The 22,039-nt window shown below is 34.6% G+C and carries 14 protein-coding genes and 1 tRNA gene; 7 read left to right on the forward strand and 8 right to left on the reverse strand.

All coding sequences use genetic code 11. The annotated features are described in order from the left end of the window. Positions 1 to 20 precede the first annotated feature (20 nt). Both OD803_RS09595 and OD803_RS09600 read right to left on the reverse strand, forming a co-directional pair. Positions 21 to 3,134: a TAT-variant-translocated molybdopterin oxidoreductase gene (locus OD803_RS09595; protein WP_262733250.1), complete on the reverse strand. Its 3,114-nt coding sequence runs from the start codon at positions 3,132 to 3,134 to the stop codon at positions 21 to 23. A gap of 35 nt (positions 3,135 to 3,169) precedes the next feature. Further along, entirely contained in the window at positions 3,170 to 4,459 is a 1,290-nt protein-coding gene (locus tag OD803_RS09600) for a cytochrome c3 family protein (RefSeq protein ID WP_262733251.1), read from the reverse strand. A gap of 309 nt (positions 4,460 to 4,768) precedes the next feature. Here OD803_RS09600 and OD803_RS09605 point away from each other — a divergent pair, with 309 nt between their 5' ends. Further along, positions 4,769 to 5,143, forward strand: coding sequence for an SPOR domain-containing protein (locus OD803_RS09605; protein WP_129760955.1), 375 nt, complete (start codon positions 4,769 to 4,771; stop codon positions 5,141 to 5,143). Between the two features lie 69 nt (positions 5,144 to 5,212). On the opposite strand, the gene infB is transcribed toward OD803_RS09605, so the two are convergent. From infB to rimP, 3 genes are read right to left on the reverse strand one after another with little or no spacing between them, the layout of a single operon-like run. Then, positions 5,213 to 7,954 (reverse strand): translation initiation factor IF-2, encoded by a 2,742-nt coding sequence (infB, locus tag OD803_RS09610; RefSeq protein ID WP_262733252.1) that lies wholly within the window; start codon positions 7,952 to 7,954, stop codon positions 5,213 to 5,215. A gap of 30 nt (positions 7,955 to 7,984) precedes the next feature. Next, on the reverse strand, positions 7,985 to 9,223 hold the full coding sequence (gene nusA / locus OD803_RS09615; protein ID WP_129760953.1) for a transcription termination factor NusA: 1,239 nt from the start codon (positions 9,221 to 9,223) through the stop codon (positions 7,985 to 7,987). Positions 9,224 to 9,235: 12 nt separating this feature from the next. Further along, positions 9,236 to 9,700: a ribosome assembly cofactor RimP gene (gene rimP, locus OD803_RS09620; RefSeq protein WP_262733253.1), complete on the reverse strand. Its 465-nt coding sequence runs from the start codon at positions 9,698 to 9,700 to the stop codon at positions 9,236 to 9,238. A gap of 151 nt (positions 9,701 to 9,851) precedes the next feature. Here rimP and OD803_RS09625 point away from each other — a divergent pair, with 151 nt between their 5' ends. Then, positions 9,852 to 10,676, forward strand: a complete 825-nt coding sequence (locus OD803_RS09625; RefSeq protein ID WP_262733254.1) for a universal stress protein — start codon at positions 9,852 to 9,854, stop codon at positions 10,674 to 10,676. 51 nt (positions 10,677 to 10,727) lie between these two features. On the opposite strand, the gene OD803_RS09630 is transcribed toward OD803_RS09625, so the two are convergent. Next, positions 10,728 to 10,800 (reverse strand) — tRNA-Gln (locus tag OD803_RS09630). 150 nt (positions 10,801 to 10,950) lie between these two features. Here OD803_RS09630 and OD803_RS09635 point away from each other — a divergent pair. Both OD803_RS09635 and OD803_RS09640 read left to right on the forward strand, forming a co-directional pair. Further along, positions 10,951 to 14,313, forward strand: coding sequence for a glycosyltransferase family 117 protein (locus tag OD803_RS09635; RefSeq protein ID WP_262733255.1), 3,363 nt, complete (start codon positions 10,951 to 10,953; stop codon positions 14,311 to 14,313). A 17-nt stretch (positions 14,314 to 14,330) separates the two neighbouring features. After that, complete coding sequence (locus tag OD803_RS09640; RefSeq protein ID WP_262733256.1) at positions 14,331 to 14,972, forward strand: polysaccharide deacetylase family protein; 642 nt, start codon at positions 14,331 to 14,333, stop codon at positions 14,970 to 14,972. Here the strand turns inward: OD803_RS09640 and OD803_RS09645 are convergent. Both OD803_RS09645 and OD803_RS09650 read right to left on the reverse strand, forming a co-directional pair. Beyond that, complete coding sequence (locus OD803_RS09645) at positions 14,969 to 15,265, reverse strand: thioredoxin family protein (protein WP_129760948.1); 297 nt, start codon at positions 15,263 to 15,265, stop codon at positions 14,969 to 14,971. The genes OD803_RS09640 and OD803_RS09645 overlap by 4 nt on opposite strands. A 140-nt stretch (positions 15,266 to 15,405) precedes the next feature. Then, positions 15,406 to 16,641, reverse strand: coding sequence for a metallophosphoesterase (locus OD803_RS09650; RefSeq protein ID WP_262733257.1), 1,236 nt, complete (start codon positions 16,639 to 16,641; stop codon positions 15,406 to 15,408). A gap of 112 nt (positions 16,642 to 16,753) precedes the next feature. On the opposite strand from OD803_RS09650, the gene OD803_RS09655 reads away from it, so the two are divergent. The 3 genes from OD803_RS09655 to OD803_RS09665 are packed head-to-tail and all read left to right on the forward strand — an operon-like array spanning position 16,754 to position 22,036. Next, the gene (locus OD803_RS09655) at positions 16,754 to 19,702 is read left to right on the forward strand and encodes a GH92 family glycosyl hydrolase (RefSeq protein ID WP_262733258.1); all 2,949 of its coding nucleotides are present in this window, start codon (positions 16,754 to 16,756) and stop codon (positions 19,700 to 19,702) included. 19 nt (positions 19,703 to 19,721) lie between these two features. Continuing rightward, a complete protein-coding gene (locus OD803_RS09660; protein WP_262733259.1) occupies positions 19,722 to 21,032 on the forward strand; it encodes a sugar MFS transporter in 1,311 nt (436 codons plus the stop codon). Further along, positions 21,029 to 22,036, forward strand: a complete 1,008-nt coding sequence (locus tag OD803_RS09665; protein WP_262733260.1) for an isoaspartyl peptidase/L-asparaginase family protein — start codon at positions 21,029 to 21,031, stop codon at positions 22,034 to 22,036. Before OD803_RS09660 ends, OD803_RS09665 begins: the two co-directional genes overlap by 4 nt. The last annotated feature ends 3 nt before the right edge of the window (positions 22,037 to 22,039 follow it).

Here is a 22,039-nt window from a genome sequence, read left to right on the forward strand (position 1 = left end):
GTTTCTTATTAATTCTTTTGTTAAGCTTCAGTTGTATTTCTAACTTTAGTTTGATATACAACGTTTGGTTTTGTACCAATATGTTCTAGCAAGTGATATGCTCTGTCATCTTCTTTAAGATGAGCTACCTTACTTTCTTTATTGTTAATGTCTCCAAAAATCATTGCTCCACTACTACAAGCAGCTGAACATGCTGTTTGGAACTCATCCTTTCTAACCTCTCTACCATCACGTTTAGCATCAAGAACTGTTTTTTGTGTCATTTGAATACACATAGAACATTTTTCCATAACACCTCTTGAACGTACTACAACATCTGGGTTTAATACCATACGTCCTAAATCGTCGTTCATGTGATAATCGAACTCATCATTTTGGCTATATAAGAACCAGTTGAATCGACGTACTTTATAAGGACAGTTGTTAGCACAGTATCTTGTACCTACACAACGGTTATAAGCCATATGGTTTTGACCTTGACGACCATGTGATGTTGCTGCCACAGGACAAACTGTTTCACAAGGTGCGTGGTTACAGTGTTGACACATTACTGGTTGGAAAGCTACTTGAGGATTTTCTGATGGGTTTTCCATCTCACCAAACTCACTTAATGAGCTTCCTAAACCAGAGATATTATCTTTCTTTTCATTATCACCTTCAAAAGAGTCTTCTGAAGAATAATATCTATCAATACGTAACCAGTGCATATCACGACTACGACGAACTTCTTCTTTACCTACTACAGGTACATTATTTTCTGCATGACAAGCAATCACACATGCTCCACAACCTGTACAAGCATTTAAATCGATAGATAAATTGAAGTGATGTCCAATTGAACGATCAAACTCATCCCAAAGGTCAACATCTGGAGAAGTTACTGGAGTTTCCTCATGGTTAAGAGAAACAACAGGAATCTTATTCCAACCGTGTTTGTGGTCTTCTTTATCGTAAGTATTAAATATTTCAAGTGTAGTTTCTTTAATGATGTCTCCACGACCCATTAATGTATTGTGCAACTGAACACATGCAAACTCATGCATTCCAGCAGCAGCAGCTACAGTTACACTTTGAATATTATTAAAATCACTGTATAATTGGTAAGCATTAACTCCTGTTTTCATTTCATCTTTAAGTCCAGCCTTACGACCATACCCAAATGATAAACCTACAGAACCATTAGCTTGTCCTGGTTGAATTAATACAGGAACATTCTTTAAAGTTGTTCCGTTTACAGTAACATCAGCATAACTTCCATCTAAAGCTCCTGTTGCTACATGAACATTTTTAAGTCCAAGTTTATCAGCATCAGCTTTAGAAACAGTTAAATAGTTATCCCAAGACACACGAGAAATAGGATCTGGGAACTCTTGTAACCATGGGTTATTGGCTTGTTGACCATCTCCCATTCCTGTTTTGCTATATAATGTAAGTTCTAATCCTGAACCAGCTTTTGCAGAAGACGCTAAAGCTCTTGCTGCATTAGTTGAAAGTGCCTCAGCAGTATCTTCTTCTGTTGTAGCTTCTTCAACAACATCAATTGACACATTACTTACAAAAACACCATCATGTAACGCTTGGTTAAATGATCCTCCATTAAGTATTGAAGAATTCCAAGTATCTTTAACATAATCATGATACGATACATCACTTCCAGACCATTTTAATAATGCATCTTGAAATTGTCTTGTATCAAACAAAGGACGAATTGTTGGTTGCATTAATGCATAATGTCCTTTTTTCATTTCTACGTCACCCCAAGATTCTAAGTAATGTGGTGCAGCAGCAATATATGTACAGTTAGTTGACGTCTCATCAACTTTCATAGAAAAAGCGATAGACACTGTAGTGTTTTTTAATCCTTCAGCAAAGTCAGCAGCGTTAGGTAATGTATATAATGGATTAACTCCACTCATTATAATTGCTCCAACTTTTCCTGCTTTCATATCACTAACCAAAGTAGATACAGCTTTGTCACTACCTTGCCTAGTTTTTATTGGTGAAGCAGTATTGAATGCTTCACTGCTTAAGTACTCATTAATTTCTAATGCAACGGTTTGTGCATTTATATCGTTAAGTCCAGTTACAACTACAGCTTTTCCTTTAGCGCTTTTAAGCTCAGACGCTGTTTTAGTAACTGCTTGTAAAATATTTTCTGGTAAATCAACAGAAACAGAACCACCAACTACTTCGGCATAAAGCTTAGCCAATACCATTTTTTGTTGTGTTGGAGTTACTGGCACTCTTTTATCAGCATTAGCTCCTGATAGAGACATGTTTGATTCAAACTGAATGTGACGAGACATTTTTCCATGATCTGGAATTCTCTTTTTAGCATATGCAGAATCAAATCCACCACCTTGCCAATCACCTAAAAAGTCTGCTCCTACAGATACAATTGTCATTGCTTTAGAAAAATCGTAATCCGCTAAACCACGTTCTCCATATTTTGCTTGAAAAGCATCTAATGCAGCCGACTCAGAAACAGCATCGTATTGTACATGACGTACATTACCATATTTTGCTTTAAAATCAGCAATCAATCTAGATGTTGAAGGACTAGCAAATGTTTGTGTAAATAACACAATTTCTTTACCAGAATTCATTACATCTGTTAAGGCTTGATTGGTTTCAGCATCAAATTGTTCCCAAGAAATTTCAGCGTCGCCTTTCATTGGTTTTTTAACTCTAAGGCTATCATATAACCCTAAAACCGAAGCATTAACTCTAGCATTAGCACTACCATTGGTAGCTGCCATTGTGTTGTTTTCGATTTTAATTGGACGACCTTCGCGAGTTTTAACTAAAACACTTGCAAAATCAAATCCGTCAGCAATTGTAGTTGCATAGTAGTTAGCAACACCAGGAATAATTTCCTCTGGTTGCACCACATAAGGGATTGACTTTATCACTGGTCCTTCACAGGCAGCTAATGATGCTGCAGCTGTACTAAAACCAACGTACTTTAAGAAGTCACGACGTGTTGTAGAAGAACTTTCTAATGAGGCTTTATCTCCTAAAAACTCATCAGTTGGAATTTCTTGAACAAACTCGTTCTGTTTTAGCGTCTCAACAACAGAGCTGTTTTGGTCTAGCTCTTCAACACTTTTCCAGTATTTCTTGTTTGATGACATATTATATAATTGAATTACTCTTTATTAATATTAAATTAGTAATGGCATTTACCACATTCCAGTCCACCCATTTGAGCAGCTGTTAATTTTTCAACTCCATATTTCTTAGATAACTGCTCATGAATTTTTTCATAATAACCATTATCTTGAACTTTAACCTCAGTATCTCTATGACAGTTAATACACCATCCCATTGTAAGTGGAGCATGTTGATACATAATTTCCATTTCCTCTACAGGACCATGACATGTTTGACATTGAATTCCTGCTACAGACACGTGCTGAGAGTGATTAAAGTATGCAAAATCAGGTAGGTTGTGAATTCTAACCCACTTTACAGGTTGTGCTTGACCAGTGTATTTTTGATCTGCATCACTCCATCCTGCTGCTGCATATAATTTTTGGATTTCTCCATCATAAAACTCTTTGCTATACTCAGCAGTAGTTTCACCTGTATATTCAACAACTGATTTATGACAGTTCATACAAACGTTTAATGAAGGAATTCCTGAAGTTTTACTTACTCTTGCAGATGAGTGACAGTACTTACAATCGATACCGTTATCTCCTGCGTGTATTTTATGAGAAAAGTGTATTGGTTGTACTGGTTGGTATCCTTGATCAACACCTACTTGCATTAAATAACCATACACAAAATAACCACTAGTCAATAAAAAGAAGATTGCAGTAACCAATACTAAAAATTGATTTTGTACAAACGCTTTCCATAATGGTAATCCTTTGTCTTTTTGAGGAATCTCAATTCCTTTCGCTTCAGCAAATCTATTTAGTGTACGTCTTACCAATACTAAAGCAAAAGCCAACAATGCAAATAACAATGCTAATGCCCAAAGGATTATTTTGTTTGAAGTTCCTCCATTTGTAGCACCTTCACTATTAGGATTCTCTGGAGTTTCAGGTTTTTTAACCACAGCTTCTTGGGCTGTATACGCTAAGATATCTGAAATGTCTTGATCAGTTAATTGCGGGAAAGCCGTCATAGGCGTACCACTATATTCATTGAATATTTGGTTACCATAGGCATCGCCAGATTTAACAACTCCAGCACTGTTACGAATCCATGCAGCAATCCACTCTCTATCTAAACCATGGTCATCTGCTAATCTTTGCTCTACATGACGTAACGCAGGACCAGTCATCTTTCGATCTAGGCTATGACAAGAAGCACAATTGGTATTGAAAATAGATTTACCCTTAGCAGGATCACCTTCTTGAGCGTTAAGTGTTGTTGAAAACGTGAGTAAAAGAATAAACCCTAATTGAAGTATATTAGCGGTTAATTTACGGTATATCACCTGTTTCATATTGTTAGTTGAATTATCTTCCAAACTTTGGTATGATTTTTTCATTTAAAAAGAAAAAAATACAGTTATAAAATCTCACGCAAAAATAATACTTAAAGTCCATTTTAGAAATGTTACAGAAGTGTTAATTGGTAATTTATAAAGATTCTAAATAATATTGAAGCTTGCATTTACTTAATTAAACACAGATATACTTTTGCTGAAATAAATTTTTTAATTTTACCGAATTGAAAAGTTGTTAATACTAAATGGTTTAGTATTTGCGTTTGAAAATTTTAATACTCTTAATAATAGATACGTATGACAAAAATGAACATAAAATCACTACTCGCCTTTTTAATTTTTATTGGATTTTCCTCAATAGGAAATGCTCAAGATGGTGTTGTTACTGTTGAACAAGACAAAGACATTGAAAAGTTATTACAGTTTAAAAAAGATGCTAAAACTGTTGACTTGTATAAAATACAAGTTTATCAAGGAAATCACTCTGGAGCTCAAAAAGCTGAGGCTGATTTTATGAAAACTTACAGCGAATGGCCTGTAAGCATGGAGTATGAGACACCAAACTACAAGATTTGGGTAGGAAATTTTAGAAGTAGACTTGAAGCTGACAAGGCTTTACTTAAAATTAAAAAGAACTACAACAATGCTTTTATTTTTAAACCTAAAAGAGATAAAAGCTAAAACGAAAGATTATATCAAACAAAAAAGCGACTTAAATAAGTCGCTTTTTTTATATCTAATTGAAAGTAATTACTTCAATTTTTTCTTCACTTCTACTTCTTGGAATGCTTCTAAAACGTCACCTTCTTTAATGTCGTTGTAGTTTTTGATTTGCAATCCACAGTCATATCCTTTAGATACTTCTTTAACGTCATCTTTAAAACGTTTAAGCGATGCTAACTCTCCTGTATAAACAACAACTCCATCTCTAATCAATCTTATTCCTGAGTTTCTATATATTTTACCGTTAGTTACCATACATCCTGCAATAGTACCAATTTTAGACACTTTGAATAGTTCTCTTATCTCTGCAGTACCAGTAATTTCCTCTTTAAGCTCTGGAGATAACATACCTTCCATTGCATCTTTAAGGTCATTAATAGCATCATAGATAATAGAGTACATTCTGATATCGATTTCTTCCTTATCAGCAATTTGACGCGCATTACCCATTGGTCTTACGTTAAATCCGATAATAATTGCATCAGAGGCAGTTGCTAAAAGCACATCACTTTCGGTAATGGCTCCAACACCTTTATGTATGATATTAACTTGAATTTCTTCGGTAGATAATTTCTGGAACGAATCGGTTAAGGCTTCAACAGATCCATCAACATCACCTTTTAAGATTATGTTCAACTCTTGGAAATCTCCAAGTGCAATACGACGTCCAATTTCGTCTAAGGTAATGTGACGTTGTGTTCTTACAGATTGCTCACGTTGTAATTGTGTACGTTTAGCTGCAATTTGTTTAGCTTCACGTTCATCTTCAAATACGTTGAATTTGTCACCTGCTTGTGGCGCTCCATCTAAACCTAAAATAGATACAGGAGTTGATGGTCCTGCAGCAGTAATGTCATTACCACGCTCATCATGCATAGCTTTCACCTTACCACTGTTTCTACCAGCAAGTACATAATCTCCAATTTTAAGTGTTCCGGCTTGCACCAAAATTGTTGACACATAACCTCTTCCTTTGTCTAGGAATGCTTCAACAACAGTTCCGTTTGCAGGTTTATTTGGATTTGCTTTTAACTCTAATAATTCAGCTTCTAGCAATACTTTTTCAAGTAATTCATTAACACCTTGTCCTGTTTTTGCAGAGATATCATGCGATTGAATTTTTCCTCCCCAATCTTCAACCAATAAATTCATGTTTGCTAATCCTTCTTTAATCTTATCAGGATTTGCTGTTGGTTTGTCAATTTTATTAATTGCAAATACAATTGGAACACCTGCAGCTTGCGCATGTGCAATTGCTTCTTTGGTTTGAGGCATGATATCATCATCAGCTGCTACAACAATAATTGCCAAGTCAGTTACTTGAGCACCACGAGCACGCATAGCTGTAAAGGCTTCGTGTCCAGGAGTATCTAAAAATGCAATTTTTTGTCCGCTTTCTAAAGTAACTCCATAAGCTCCAATGTGCTGTGTGATTCCACCTGACTCACCTGCAATTACGTTTTCTTCACGAATGTAATCTAGTAACGATGTTTTACCATGATCTACGTGACCCATTACAGTTACAATTGGTGCACGAGATTTTAAATCTTCTGGCTTGTCTTCTACCTCTTCAATAGACTCTTCTATATCAGCAGTTACAAACTCAACTTCATAACCAAATTCATCTGCTACAACCGATAGTGTTTCAGCATCTAAACGTTGGTTCATTGTTACCATCATACCTAACGACATACACGCCGAAATAATTTCGGTAACAGAAATATTCATCATAGTAGCAACTTCACTTGCAGTAACAAACTCAGTTACTTTAAGAATTTTACTTTCTGCTGCTTCAGCTTGTAAGTCTTTTTCAGTTTGCTCTCTATGTTGTTCTCTTTTCTCTCTACGATATTTAGCTCCTTTACCTTTGTTGGATTTACCTTGAAGCTTTTCTAGAGTTTCTCTAATTTGCTTTTGAACTTCTGCTTCGCTTGGTTCTTCTTTAACAACAGCTGGACGTTTTCCTTTACCTTTAAAACCGCCTCTTTGGTTATTGTTTCTGTTAAAGTTATTATCTGATCCTGGTTTACTAATACGACGCCTTTTCTTTTTATTGGTGTCTCTATCAGATGAAGCCGCAGGTTTTTTATCTTCTTTTTTCTTCTTAGGCTTATTGAATTGAGATAAATCGATCTTATCTCCAGCTATTTTAGGTCCTGAAAGTTTTTGGTATTGCGTTTTTAGTTTGTCATCACCAACAGCACCTTCGGTTGGAACTTCTTTAGCTTTAGGAGTTTCCTTTTTAGGTTCAGGTTTTTCGACTTTTGGAGTCTCCTCTACTTTAGGAGTCTCTTTTTTAACCTCGACTTTTTCGACTTTTTCTACCTTTTCAACCTTGTCTACTTTTTCTACCTTTTCAGTTTTTTCAACTTTAGGAGCCTCCTCTACTTTAGGAGTCTCTTTTTTAGGTTCGGTTTTAGGTTTGTCTAAATCAATTTTACCTACTTGTTTCGGACCGCTTAATTCAGCTTTGGCTTTAACGACTTTAGCTCGTTCTTCTCTTTTCGCCTTTTCTTCAAGCTCGCGCTCACGTTGTTCACGCAACTCTTCTTTTTCCTTAAGCTTTGCTTCACTAACTTCTTGAGACGCTACTTTTTTACTTGCATCTGTTTGAAACTCGTTGGAAAGAATTGCATAAACGTCTTCTGATATTTTTGTATTAGGACTTTTTTCTATCTCCACGTTTTTTGATTCTAGGAAATCAACTGCACGGTCAATAGAAATATTGAGTTCTCTTAATACTTTATTTAATCTAATTGTTTGCGCCATAAATTGCTTGTAATATAACTTAAATATATGTTATTCTTCAAATTCTTCCTTAAGAATTCTGATAACATCAATTATTGTTTCTTCTTCTAAATCTGTTCTCTTCACAAGGTCTTCAATATCTTGCTCTAGAATACTTTTAGCTGTATCAAGACCTGCTTTATTGAATTCTTCAATAATCCATCCTTCGATTTCATCAGAGAATTCAGTTAATTCTACATCTTCATCTTCTTCAGTTCCTTCTCTAAACACGTCAATTTCATAACCTGTTAATTGTCCTGCTAAACGTATGTTATGACCTCCTCTACCAATAGCTTTACTTACTTCTTCTGGTTTTAAAAGTACTTCGGCACGTTTTGCTTCTTCATCAATTTTTATTGATGTTACTCTTGCTGGACTTAATGCTCTTGTAATGTATAATTGTAAGTTGTTGGTAAAGTTGATTACATCAATGTTTTCGTTACCCAATTCTCTTACTATACTGTGTATTCTAGATCCTTTCATACCTACACATGCTCCAACTGGATCTATTCTATCATCATAAGAATCTACAGCTACTTTTGCTTTTTCACCTGGGATTCTTACTACATTTTTTATAGTGATTAATCCATCAAAAACCTCTGGTATTTCTTGTTCAAACAACTTCTCTAAGAAAACAGGAGCTGTTCTTGACATAATAATTGCTGGCTTATTTCCTTTAAGCTCAACACTTTCAATAATTCCTCTTACATTTTCTCCTTTTCTAAAGAAGTCAGAAGGAATTTGTTTGTCTTTTGGTAAAATAATTTCGTTACCCTCATCGTCTAGCAAAATAATTGCTCTGTGACGAATGTGGTGTACTTCGGCTGTATAAATTTCACCTTCTAAATCTTTAAATTGCTTATAGATATTAGTATTGTCGTGTTCGTGTATTTTTGAAATTAAATTTTGTCTTAATGCTAAGATAGATCGTCTTCCTAAATCTATAAGTTTAACTTCTTCTGCAACATCTTCTCCTACTTCAAAATCTGGTTCTATTTTACGTGCTTCACTTAATTCAATCTCTTGGTTTGGTTCTTCTACTTCTCCATCTGCTACAACAATTCTATTTCTCCATATCTCTAAATCTCCTTTATCTGGGTTTATAATGATATCAAAGTTATCGTCATCTCCATACTTCTTTTTTAATGCATTTCTTAACACATCTTCTAAAATCGCCATTAACGTTACACGATCTATTAACTTATCGTCTTTAAATTCTGAAAAAGAATCAATTAACGCAACATTTTCCATATCTATTATGAATTAAAATTTTATTATAACTTTCGCCTCTAAAATATCATCGTATTTTATCTTGGCTTCTTTTTTAACAGTAACTTTTCCTTTACCTACTGGCTTAGGTTCTCTTGCTTTCCACTCTAGCATTATCCCTTCTTCATCTTGATTAACAAGTGTTGCTTCAAATTTTTCGCTAGCTTTTGTCTTTACACCTAAAACTCTACCTATATTTTTTTTGTATTGTCTTATATGGCTTAATGGTGTTGTAGCACCAGACGACATTACTTCTAAAGAAAAATCCTGATCTTCTCTGTCTAGATTATGCTCAATTGCACGACTTACAAAAATGCAATCTTCAACAAGTACTCCGTTGTCGCCATCAATAATAATCTTAATGGCATTGTTATCTAACACCTCAAAATCAATCAAGAACAAATCTTTTCGTTCTTCTAAGGCTTTATCAAGTAATTCTTTTACGGTATCTCTAAACATTTTTAGTATAAAAAGAGGGGACTTCCCGTCCCCTCGTATTTTCTTTTTCCTTACAACGCTGCAAATATACAACAAATTAATTGATTTCTGCAAATAGGGTAAAGTCGATTTTTATTATTAAATTTATGTAATAACATTCAACGTCATCAATATGAAAAAAATTCTTGTACCAACCGACTTTTCTAAAGAAGCAGAAAACGCATTAAAAGTTGCTGCTCAATTAGCCAAAAAAGAGAATAGTGAAATATACCTACTTCACATGTTAGAACTTCCATTACAGGAAGTTGATGCCATGAGTTCTCATAGCGCATTACCCGAAGCAATGTTCTTCATGAAATTAGCGCATCAAAAATTTGAAAACCTTATGGCTAGTGATTATTTAGAAGGGATTACTGTACACGAAACTGTAAAATCTGATACCAATTTTGGCAACATCATTGACAAGTGTCATGAGTTAAACATAGACCTAATTGTTATGGGCTCACATGGTGCTAGTGGTTTTAAAGAAATGTTTGTTGGTTCAAATGCTGAAAAGGTTGTAAGAACGTCTGATATTCCTGTATTGGTGATTAAAAACGAGCACACTAGCTTTAATGTTAAAAACTTTGTGTTTGCTTCTGATTTTAAAAACGACAACAAAGAAACCTATAAGCAAGCAACCGATTTTGCCAGTGCATTTGGTTCAAAAATACATTTACTCATGGTAAATACCGCAAACACGTTTACAACTACATCAAAAGCTAAAGAACGAATATTAGATTTTATAAAAGATTATGAATTTGACAATTACACGCTAAACATATACAACGACACCACTGTGGAAAGCGGCATTTTAAACTTCTCTAAAGATATTGACGCAGACCTAATAGGAATAAGCACTCATGGAAGACAAGGAATTGCTCATTTTTTTAACGGCAGTATAAGTGAAGACCTTGTGAATCATGCCAAAAGACCTGTGATTACGTTTAAGATATAATCTCAAAACCCTAAAACAAAAAAGTCTTCCGCAATTGGAAGACTTTTTTTGTTGGCCTACTAGGGCTCGAACCTAGACTCTTCTGGACCAAAACCAGACGTGTTGCCAGTTACACCATAGGCCATCATTTCAAATGAGGATGCAAATTTATAACAAAGTTTCATTTGCACAAAAAAAAATCAAGAAAATAATTTAAAAACCTTAACGTTTACTTAAAAACCTTAGTGTTTATCATATTTATTATTAAATTCGCCCGCAACAATACTTAACACATATGACACATTTCAACTTCAAGAAATGGAATACCATTTTAGGATGGTTTGCTTTTACCGTAGCCCTTATTACATATGCGCTAACCATAGAACCAACAGTTAGCTTTTGGGATGCTGGAGAGTATATTTTAACTTCTTCTAAACTACAAGTTGGACATCCTCCTGGGGCACCATTTTTTCAAATGATGGGTGCATTTTTCTCAATGTTTGCTCTTGAACCTTCTCAAGTTGGTATGATGTTAAATATGATGAGTGCTGTAGCAAGTGCTTTTACAATCTTGTTTATGTTTTGGACCATAAGCCTACTTTTAAGGAAACTAGCAGTTGCTTCACTACCTAAAAAAGAGGCTATCAATGATGAATATGATACTACTTTATTATCTAAACAACAAAACGTTGCCATCTTAGGAAGTGCTCTTGTAGGGAGTTTAGCTTTTACTTTTACCGATTCTTTTTGGTTTAATGCTGTTGAAACAGAAGTATATGCAATGGCTGCCTTAATTATGTCTATTATGTTTTGGTTAGGGTTACGTTGGGAACAAGACATGAATACTCCTAGAGGTAACAGATGGTTAATTTTAATAGCTTTTGTTATAGGTATGTCTTTTGGTGTTCACTTTATGGGATTATTGACCATACCTGCTATTGGACTTATCTATTACTTTAAAAACTACAAAGAAATAACGGTTAAAAACTTCATTATTGCCAATGTAGTAGCAGTAGCTATATTACTTTTTGTGTTTAAACTATTAGCTCCAAACATTATGAGAGCGTTTAGTGCTTCGGAATTGTTTTTTGTAAATAGCATAGGATTACCTTTTAACTCAGGTTCAATTATTGCTGGTATTGTTTTAATTGCTATTATTTATTTCGGATTAAAATATACTCGTCAAAAAAACTACAAGCATTTAAACACAGGAATTCTTTGTTTAACGTTTATTATCATTGGTTTTTCTTCATGGTTGATGCTACCAATTAGAGCCAATGCGCAAGTTGTTATTAACGAAAACAACCCTTCTAGTGCCAGAGAACTTTTAGCATATTATAACTTAGAGCAATACCCAGAAACTCATTTGTTCTATGGACCATTGTTTACAGAGCAATACACTGGTTATGATGCCAATCAACCTTTTATTGATGATAAACCTAAATACGAAAAAGACGAAAAGTCTGGAAAGTATATTGTTGTAAACGATTGGAAAAACGCCAAACAAAACTACAATTCTGAGCAAGCTTCTATTTTACCAAGAATGTGGAGTACAGAGCATGCCGAAAACTATATGATGTTTACTGGCCTACTAGATTTTAAAATCAAGCCAGAATATCAAATGGAAAACCAAGTAAGAGCTTTGGTTAATGATTTTAGACAACAAGTTGCTGAAGGTAGAATTGATTATGAAGATTACCATTTATTCCTTAAAAGATACGGTCAAGAATTTTTAGACATTGAAAAACCGTCATTACTTCAAAATGTTGGATACATGTTAGAGTACCAATTAGGTTATATGTATTGGCGTTATTTTATGTGGAACTTTGTAGGAAGGCAAGACGATATTCAAGGAAAATATGACGATTTACACGGTAACTGGATAAGTGGCATTGATTTTATTGACGAAATGCATTTAGGCATGTCGCAAAAAAACTTACCAAGCGATGTAGAAAACAATAAAGCACGAAACACCTACTATTTCTTACCGCTTATCTTAGGGCTTATAGGGTTTTTATTTTTACTCAGTAAAGACAAAAAACTGTTTTGGACTATGCTAGTTTTCTTTTTGTTTACAGGTTTAGCAATTCAGTTCTATACAAATATTCGACCTTTTGAGCCTAGAGAAAGAGACTATTCGGTTGTTGGTTCGTTTTATGTGTTTGCCATTTGGATTGGTTTTGGAGTATACTCTATTTTTGAAGGCTTAAAAAAGTATTCGTCTTCAAAATTCTTAGCGCCATCAATAACCCTTGTGTGTTTAATTCTTGTACCAGGAATTCTTGCGGCAAACAATTGGGACGACCATGACAGGTCTGAAAGAGAAACAGCCCATGCAATGGCTATTAAGTATTTAGAATCTTGTGCGCCAAATGCCATTTTATTTACTATTGGTGATAATGATACATTCCCACTTTGGTATGCTCAAGAAATTGAAGGAATACGAACTGACGTAAGAGTTGTAAATACAAGTTTATTCCAAACCGATTGGTATATCGATCAAATGAAACGAAAAGCGTATGAGAGTGACCCAATTCCTTCTCAACTAACGCATGACCAATATAAGTTTGGAACAAGAGACTATATCATGAGAAGGGAAATTACCAAAGACACGCTTATGATAAAAGACTTTATGAACTTTGTAAGTAGTGACGATCCTAGATACAAGCTAAAATATATTCTTCAACGAGAAGGTGAAGACCTTAGCTACTACCCAAGTAATTTATTAAACTCTAACTATTTTCCAACATCTCACATTAGAGTTCCTGTTGACAAGGCTTCTGTTTTAGAACATGGTATCGTAAAACCTAAAGATGCTGATAAAATACTACCTTATTTAGACGTTGAAATAAAAGGAGGCGCTTTATATAAAAACAGATTGCTAATGCTAGATATAGTAGCTAACAACAATTGGGAACGTCCAATTTATTTTACTGGAGGTGCATTTGGTGACGATGATTATATTTGGATGAAAGACTACCTGCAACTAGACGGTTTATGCTACAAACTTGTGCCAATAAAAACACCTGTCGACAGAGCAAATCCATTTGATATGGGACGTGTTGATAGCGAATTAATGTACGAAAAAGTTATGGCTTGGGATTGGGGAAATAGTGGTAACGAAAACGTATACCATGATACCGAATCTAGAAAGAATGGGATAACTTACAGAGGCAATCTTGCGCGTTTGGTTGAACAACTAATTAATGAAGAGGAGTACGATAAAGCTGAAAAAGTAGCTGATTTAGCTATGGAAAAAATGCCTGTTGATATTTTTGGGTATTACACACTTTTAGAACCGTACATTAGCGCTTACTACGAAGTAGACAAGGTTGAAAAAGGTAGAGACCTATTTAAAAAGGTAAGTAAAAAATACCAAGAAAGTCTAACCTATTACAGTGGATTATCTATAGAAAATCAAACACGTTATCTTGACGAAATTGTTACTGATATTGAACGCTACCGTGCTTTAGTAGATATATTAGTGATTTATAAAGATGGTGATTTTGCTTTAGAAGAAACTGAAAGGTTTAACAATTATCTTAAGCTTTTCAATCACTTTGCTGGAGACGAACCAGAAGATGATGAGCAGCCTTTAATGGATGACTTAGATATTATATCAAACGACTCGGTTGATAGTCTTTTTAATATGGAATAAATTGTTAGGGTTTTCGTATGAAAATAACTCCTACTAAAACACCTTTGGTGGTAAAGAAGATGTTTCCAAATTATATTTGGGACATTCCCACTGAACAAAAAACAATTTATCTCACTTTTGATGATGGTCCAACACCTGAAATAACACACTGGACTCTAAACACATTAAAACAATACAATGCAAAAGCAACATTCTTTTGTATTGGTCGTAATATTGAAAAGCATCCAGATATTTTTCAGGATATAATCAATGAAAGTCATAGCATTGGTAACCATACCTACAACCATTTAAAAGGCTGGAAAACCCAAAAAAAAGAATATATAGACGATGTTTTAAAAACCCAATCTTTAATAGAACAACAACAAACATCTAAGTTGTTTCGTCCTCCTTACGGAAAAATAAAACCCAAGCAAGCTAACGAGTTAATTCAAATGGGTTATAAAATTATAATGTGGGATGTATTGTCTTTTGATTGGGATGCTACAATATCTAATGAAACTTGTTTAGAAAATGTAATCTCCAAAACAAAAAAAGGGAGCGTTATTGTTTTTCATGATAGCCTCAAAGCTGCTTCAAATCTGCAATATGCTTTACCTAAAGTTTTAGAACACTATAGCAATCTTGGATTTTCTTTTAAGAATATAGTTATACCTGATTAGATATACTCTTGAATAATACCTATTAAAGTATTAGCGTCTTGCTCACCACTGTGACGCCATTTCATTTCACCACCTTTGTAGATAATTAGTGTTGGTAAACCTTTAACCCTTAAAGCTTCAGCAAGCTCTTTATTTTTATCAACGTCAATTTTAATGACCTTTGCCTTATCACCAAGAGCAGCTGCAACGTCTCTTAATACAGCATGCATTGCCTTGGATTGCTCATTCCATTCTGTAAAAAAGTCTAACAGAACAGGAATGTTAACATCTATTAATTCCCCAAATTTTGACATACTTTAAAGTTTTTAGTCAAATGTTGTTATTAAACCTAGATGATTTTAGGTATGATTTAACTAATATCATCTAGTAGATTCACTCTTACTTATTTATAAAAATAAGCAATTTTAAGAGTAAATATAACATTTCCTTGCAATTAAGCGTTTTTTGTTCCTTTTTTGAGCTCTATAACGGTTACTTCTGGCCATATACCAACTCGTCCTGGAAACGCATGATAACCAAAACCTCTATTAACATTTATATATCTTCCAAACTCTTCATATAAACCTGCCCATTGTTTATAAACATACTGAGAAGGACTCCATTTGAAAATCCCTGGAATTTCAATTCCCATCTGCAATCCATGAGTGTGACCACTAAGCGTAAGTTGATAATTAAAATCGTCTTTCTTTACCATGTACTCCCAATGAGATGGATCGTGAGATAGCAATATCTTAAAATCGTCTTTATTTATTCCTTCGGAAGCTTTAACCAAATCACCTGATTGATTAAACCCTTTTCCCCAGTTTTCAACACCTACAATAGCAATTTTCTGACCGTCTTTTTCTATGTAACGGTTCTCATTCAGTAATAAATCAAATCCTATTTTTGGATGAATGTCTTTTACCGCTTTAAAATTGTTAACCTTATCTTCTTTTGTTAACCAATCAACATAGTCACCATAATCATGATTTCCTAATACTGAAAACTTACCCATTGGTGCATCAAGCTGTTTAAAAACATCAACCCAAGTATCCATTTCATCAGCCTTATTGTTTACAATATCACCAGTAAAAAGAATGATGTCTGATTTTTGTTCGTTAATTAAATCAACACCATACTGTATTTTGTTCTTATTGGTAAAACTCCCTGAATGTATATCGGAAATTTGTGTAATGGTTAAACCATCAAAAGCCTCAGGTAAATCTTCAAAAGACAATTGATATTTTAAAACCTTGTAATTATACCTTCCTTGGATAATTCCGTATAAAAATGAAGCAAATGGAATAGCTGCCAACCCTAAAGCCAGCTTAGAAACAAAAACACGCCTACCAACAAAAGATTGAGTTTCTCCACTTGAAAATACTGAAACAAGTTTTAGAATAACTCGCACAATATCTTCGCCAAACATCATTATAATTAATATTGCTTTTGGGATAAGAATTGTAAGCATAAAGCCAACTGCATATTGAAACTGCACGGTTTGACCTAAACTTCTTGGAGTAGTAAATATTACATATATTAAGTTGGCATAAACTAATGCAGAAACACCTAGCCAACTCCATTTAACAACACGACTTTTAGTAACCGTTTTTAAAGCTTGAAAAGCATAAATTTCTGCTACCAAAATAATAGCTGAAAGTATCACAAGCCTAATAATCCATCTCGACATAAACTAAATTTAACCAAAGATAACCGAATTTAAAATCTTTTATCTTCAATCATTTTATATTTAACTATATGTTAAGATTTAGTATCTTTTGCCTCCAATTTAATACCTCAGCATGAAACGTTGCTTTTTTATTGTTTTATTGACGTCCATTTTTTTTGGATGCACTGAGAACAAACCATTTGAACCTGCTCAAAAAGACAAATCTTTAATTTCTTATGTTAATCCGTTTATTGGCACTGGTGGTCATGGTCATACCTATCCTGGAGCAACTATGCCTTTTGGTATGATGCAACTGTCTCCAGATACGCGACTTGATGGTTGGGATGGTTGCTCTGGTTATCATTATTCAGATGAATATATCTATGGCTTTTCGCATACACATTTAAGCGGAACAGGAGTTTCTGACTATGGTGATATTTTATTAATGCCAACAAATAAGGTTGCTTTTAACAATGGAGCTGATGGAGAAACTGGTTACAGAGCACATTTTTCTCATGACAACGAAATTGCTAAACCAGGTTATTACAAAGTACATTTAGATTCTACAGAAATTGATGTAGAACTCACTGTTTCCAAACGAAGTGGTATACATAAATACCAATTTCCTTCTTCTGAAAATCAATACGTGATTTTAGATTTAGACCATCGCGACCAACTTTTGGACCATAAAATTCAGATGGTAGATAGTCAATCGATTAAAGGTTACAGACATTCCAAAGCTTGGGCAACAGACCAACGTTTGTTTTTTGACATGTATTTTTCAAAACCTATTGAAAGCATTTCTTATGTTGAAAATGATACCGAAGTTTCTAAAAACTACAAATACCAAAGCAAAAAGGCAGCAATAAAATTCAAAAACCCGAACAATGACCCTATTTATATTAAAATAGGTATTAGTGCAGTTGATGAAGCTGGCGCAAAACGTAATTGGGAAACTGAAATAGAAGACAAAACCTTTGACGATGTTAAAACCGAAGTTCAAAACACTTGGGAGCAGCAACTAGAAAAAATTGTGGTTGAAAGCACAAATGATGACTACAAAACCAACTTTTACACGGCATTATACCACACCATGATTGCACCAAACTTATATCAAGATGTTGATGGAAGATATCGTGGTATGGATTTGGAAATTCATGAAACTAAAGATTTTGAGTATTACACAGTGTTCTCACTTTGGGATACCTATCGTGCAGCGCATCCGCTTTACACCATTATTGAAGAAGACCGAACGAACGATTTCATCAATACATTTTTAGCAAAATATGATGAAGGCGGCATTATGCCAATTTGGGATTTAAGCGCTAATTACACGGGTTGCATGATTGGGTATCACGCAGTTCCTGTAATTGCTGACGCTTACTTAAAAGGGATTCGTGAGTACAACACCGAAAAAGCTTTTGAAGCCATGAAGCACAGTGCGACAAGAGATAAGTTAGGATTGAAAAGCTATAAAGAATTTGGATTTATTCCTGTAGAAGAAGAAAGCGAATCGGTTTCAAAAACTTTGGAATATGCCTATGACGACTGGACCATTGCTCAAATGGCAAAAGCCATGAACAAAACCGAAGACTACAAAACTTATACGGAACGTGCGCAATATTACAAAAACAGTTACGACCCAGAAACCAAATTTATGCGTGGTCGTTTTAGAAATACATGGTTTGCACCTTTTGATCCTTATGAAGTAAACTTCAATTATACTGAAGCTAACTCTTGGCAATACAGTTTTTATGTGCCTCAAGACATTTCTGGGTTTATGAACTTATTAGGAGGAAAGGATAAACTCGAAACCCAATTAGACACATTATTTACTGCCAATGACAAAACTTCTGGACGTCATCAAGTAGATATCACAGGTCTCATTGGTCAATATGCACACGGTAATGAACCAAGTCATCACATGGCTTACCTTTATAATTTTGTAAATAAGCCGCATAAAACTCAAGAACGCATTTACCAAATTTTAACCGAATTGTACACCAACACACCTGATGGTATTTCCGGTAATGAAGATTGTGGACAAATGAGCGCATGGTATGTGTTTTCATCAATGGGATTCTATCCTGTGACTCCAGCAAGTAATCAATACATTATTGGCACACCTTTATTTGACAAAGCCACAATCAATATGGAAAACGGCAAGCAATTTAATGTTATTGCTACCAATTTAAGTGACAAAAACATTTACATTGAGCATGTTTACCTCAACGGAAAATCGCTTGACAGAACATTTATTTATCACAACGAAATTGCAGAAGGTGGCACATTGGAATTTAAAATGACCGACAATCCAGCTGTTTGGGGAAGTCGAGAAGGTCAAGAGCCTAAAACAAGCATTGACGAACATCTCGTTGTTCCTGTACCTTTTATTGCAGAAGGCGATGTCGCTTTTAAAGGTGAAACCGAAGTTGTTCTAGAAAATGTAGATGATGAAGCTTCTATATTTTATAGTTTGAATGATGAAGATTTCAAATTATACGATGCGCCTTTTACAATTTCAGAAGCTACAAACTTGAAAGTGTATTCAGAAAAAAATAAAACCAAAAGCGCAACGGTTGAAACCAAGTTTTATAAAATAGACCCTAACCTTTCTATTACACTTGAAACCGAATACGCCAACCAATACAATGGTGGTGGCAACGATGCCTTAATTGATGGTATTCTTGGAACCCAAGATTTCAGAACTGGTACTTGGCAAGGGTATCATAACACTGATTTGATAGCAACTATAGATTTGGGAAAAGAAAACCATGTTAATCTGGTTACCATAAACTTCTTGGAAGACCAACGCTCTTGGATATTTTATCCTACTGAAGTTACTTGTTTTGGCTCCAATGATGGTAAAACATTTACACCTATTGATTCACCTCGCGTATCAGAAAACATTTCTCCAAATGAAAACGTTGAAGTCAAACAATTTCACTTTAAACAAGTGCCAAAAAAATACCGTTACATAAAAATAAAAGCCAAAACACTAGGCGAACTCCCAGAATGGCATTTAGGTCACGAACACGACGGAAGAAGCTGGCTATTTGCTGATGAAATTACTATTAAATAAAACTAACTAACATTTAATCATGACCCAACAAAAATCCTATCGCTCATCATTTATTCTACTTACTGTATTATTTTTCCTTTGGGGATTTATAACAGTTTTAGTCGATTCACTTATACCTCGATTAAGAGAGCTTTTCACACTCACCTACTTCCAAGCAGGTATGGTTCAATTTGCATTTTTTGGGGCCTTTTTCTTACTGTCAATTCCTGCGAGTTATATTCTCTCAAAAATTGGTTATAAAAAAGGAATTATTCTAGGCTTGGTTACTATGGCATTAGGTTGCTTGTTGTTTTATCCTGCAGCATCCTATCGTGTATTCGGAATATTTATGTTTGCTTATTTTATTTTAGCTGGAGGCATTACCATTTTACAGGTAGCGGCTAATCCGTATGTTGCAGTTTTAGGTTCAGAAGATGGTGCATCTAGTCGATTAAATTTATCGCAAGCCTTCAATTCATTAGGAACTGCAATTGCTCCTGCCATTGGTGCATTGTTCATTTTAAGTGATAAAATTAAAACTAAAGACGAAATAGATGCTTTGGTTGGCACTGCTAAAGAACAATATTTAATTGCTGAAGCTTCAGCTGTTCAAACACCTTTTATTGGTTTGGCATTGTTTATCGTGCTTATTGCTGTCTATTTCTTTTTTGCTAAACTCCCAAAACTTATTAGCGAAACCGAAACAGGGACTTATAAAAATGCCTTAAAACAGAAAAACCTTATGCTTGGTGTATTTGGTATTTTCTGTTATGTAGGAGCCGAAGTTGCTATAGGTAGCTACTTGGTAAATTATTTTATGGATATGAATTTAGTATCACTCATCAAAGAAGAAGGGTTTATGAAATCAATCGCTGAATCACTATTAAATTCTGGTTTAGCTGAAAAAGATGACAAGGCAGTTGTTGGTGTATTTGTTACCTTTTATTGGTCAGGTGCTATGATTGGTCGTTTTATAGGTTCCTACTTAACCAAAATCATTAACCCTGGAAAAGTACTTGGTATATTTGCTACTTGTGCTGTTGCTTTAATCTTGATATCTATTAGTACAACAGGATTGGTTTCAATGTGGAGTATTTTAGCGGTAGGATTATTCAATTCTATTATGTTCCCTACCATTTTCACATTGGCTATTGATGGTATTGGGTCGTTAAAACCAAAAGGTTCAGGTCTTTTATGTACTGCTATTGTTGGTGGAGCTATTATTCCGCCTGCATACGGATTTCTAACAGATAACATCGGATTTAAACCTGCTTTGTTTTTGGTGATTTGTGCTTATGCTTACATCTTGTATTATGGTTACCGAAACTCTAAAAAAACTTTTAATCTATGAAACGCAGACACTTTATAAAAAACGCTTCACTTACAGGAGTTGGATTAACCGTTGGTTCATCATTAATTGCATGTGCTCAAGAGAATTCAAAAACCGAAAAAACTTCAGTTGTTGCAAACCCGAAAGCATCACTTCCATTGGTTATTGCTACTTGGAATGTACCTAATGCTACTTCAAAAGCTTGGGAAACTCTAAAAAATGGAGGTTCTGCATTAGATGCCGTTGAAAAAGGCTGCATGGTTGAAGAAGCTGATGTCAATAATACTTCCGTAGGAAAAGGTGGTTTACCAGATCGTGATGGTCACGTAACGTTAGATGCTTGCATTATGGACAAGCATGGTAATTGTGGATCAGTAGTATATCTTGAAAATATTGTACATGCTGTTTCAGTAGCTCGTAAAGTTATGGAAGACACACCACATGTTATGCTTGCCGGAAAAGGTGCTGAACAATATGCCTATGAATTAGGAATGCCAAAGGACAACTTACTAACGGAATCATCAAAAAAAGCTTGGGAGGAATGGAAAGTAAAAAGCGAGTACAAACCTATTATTAACATTGAAAATCACGATACTATTGGCATGCTTGCTATTGATGAAAATGGCGATATTTCTGGTGCCTGTACAACAAGCGGTCTTGCTTATAAAATGGCTGGTCGTGTTGGTGATAGCCCAATAATTGGTTCTGGTTTATTTGTAGACAACGAAATTGGTGCTTGTGTGGCTACTGGATTGGGTGAAGAAGTTGTAAAAACAGTTGGTAGCTTTTTGGTGGTTGAATTGATGCGCCAAGGCAAATCGCCGCAAGAAGCTTGTGAAGAAGCTATAAATCGTATTGTTAGTAAACCGAATAGTAATTACAAGGATTTTCAGGTTGGGTACATTGCTGTAAACAAACAAGGAGAAACAGGAAGTTATTCTATTCATAACGGTTTTAGTATGACGAAATTTCAAAATGGAGAGAATACCAATCAAACGTCTAATCATTTTATTAAAACAGAATAAGCA

The sequence above is a fragment of the Gaetbulibacter sp. NE genome (assembly GCF_025548475.1).
Taxonomy (GTDB): Bacteria; Bacteroidota; Bacteroidia; order Flavobacteriales; family Flavobacteriaceae; genus Gaetbulibacter_B; species Gaetbulibacter_B jejuensis.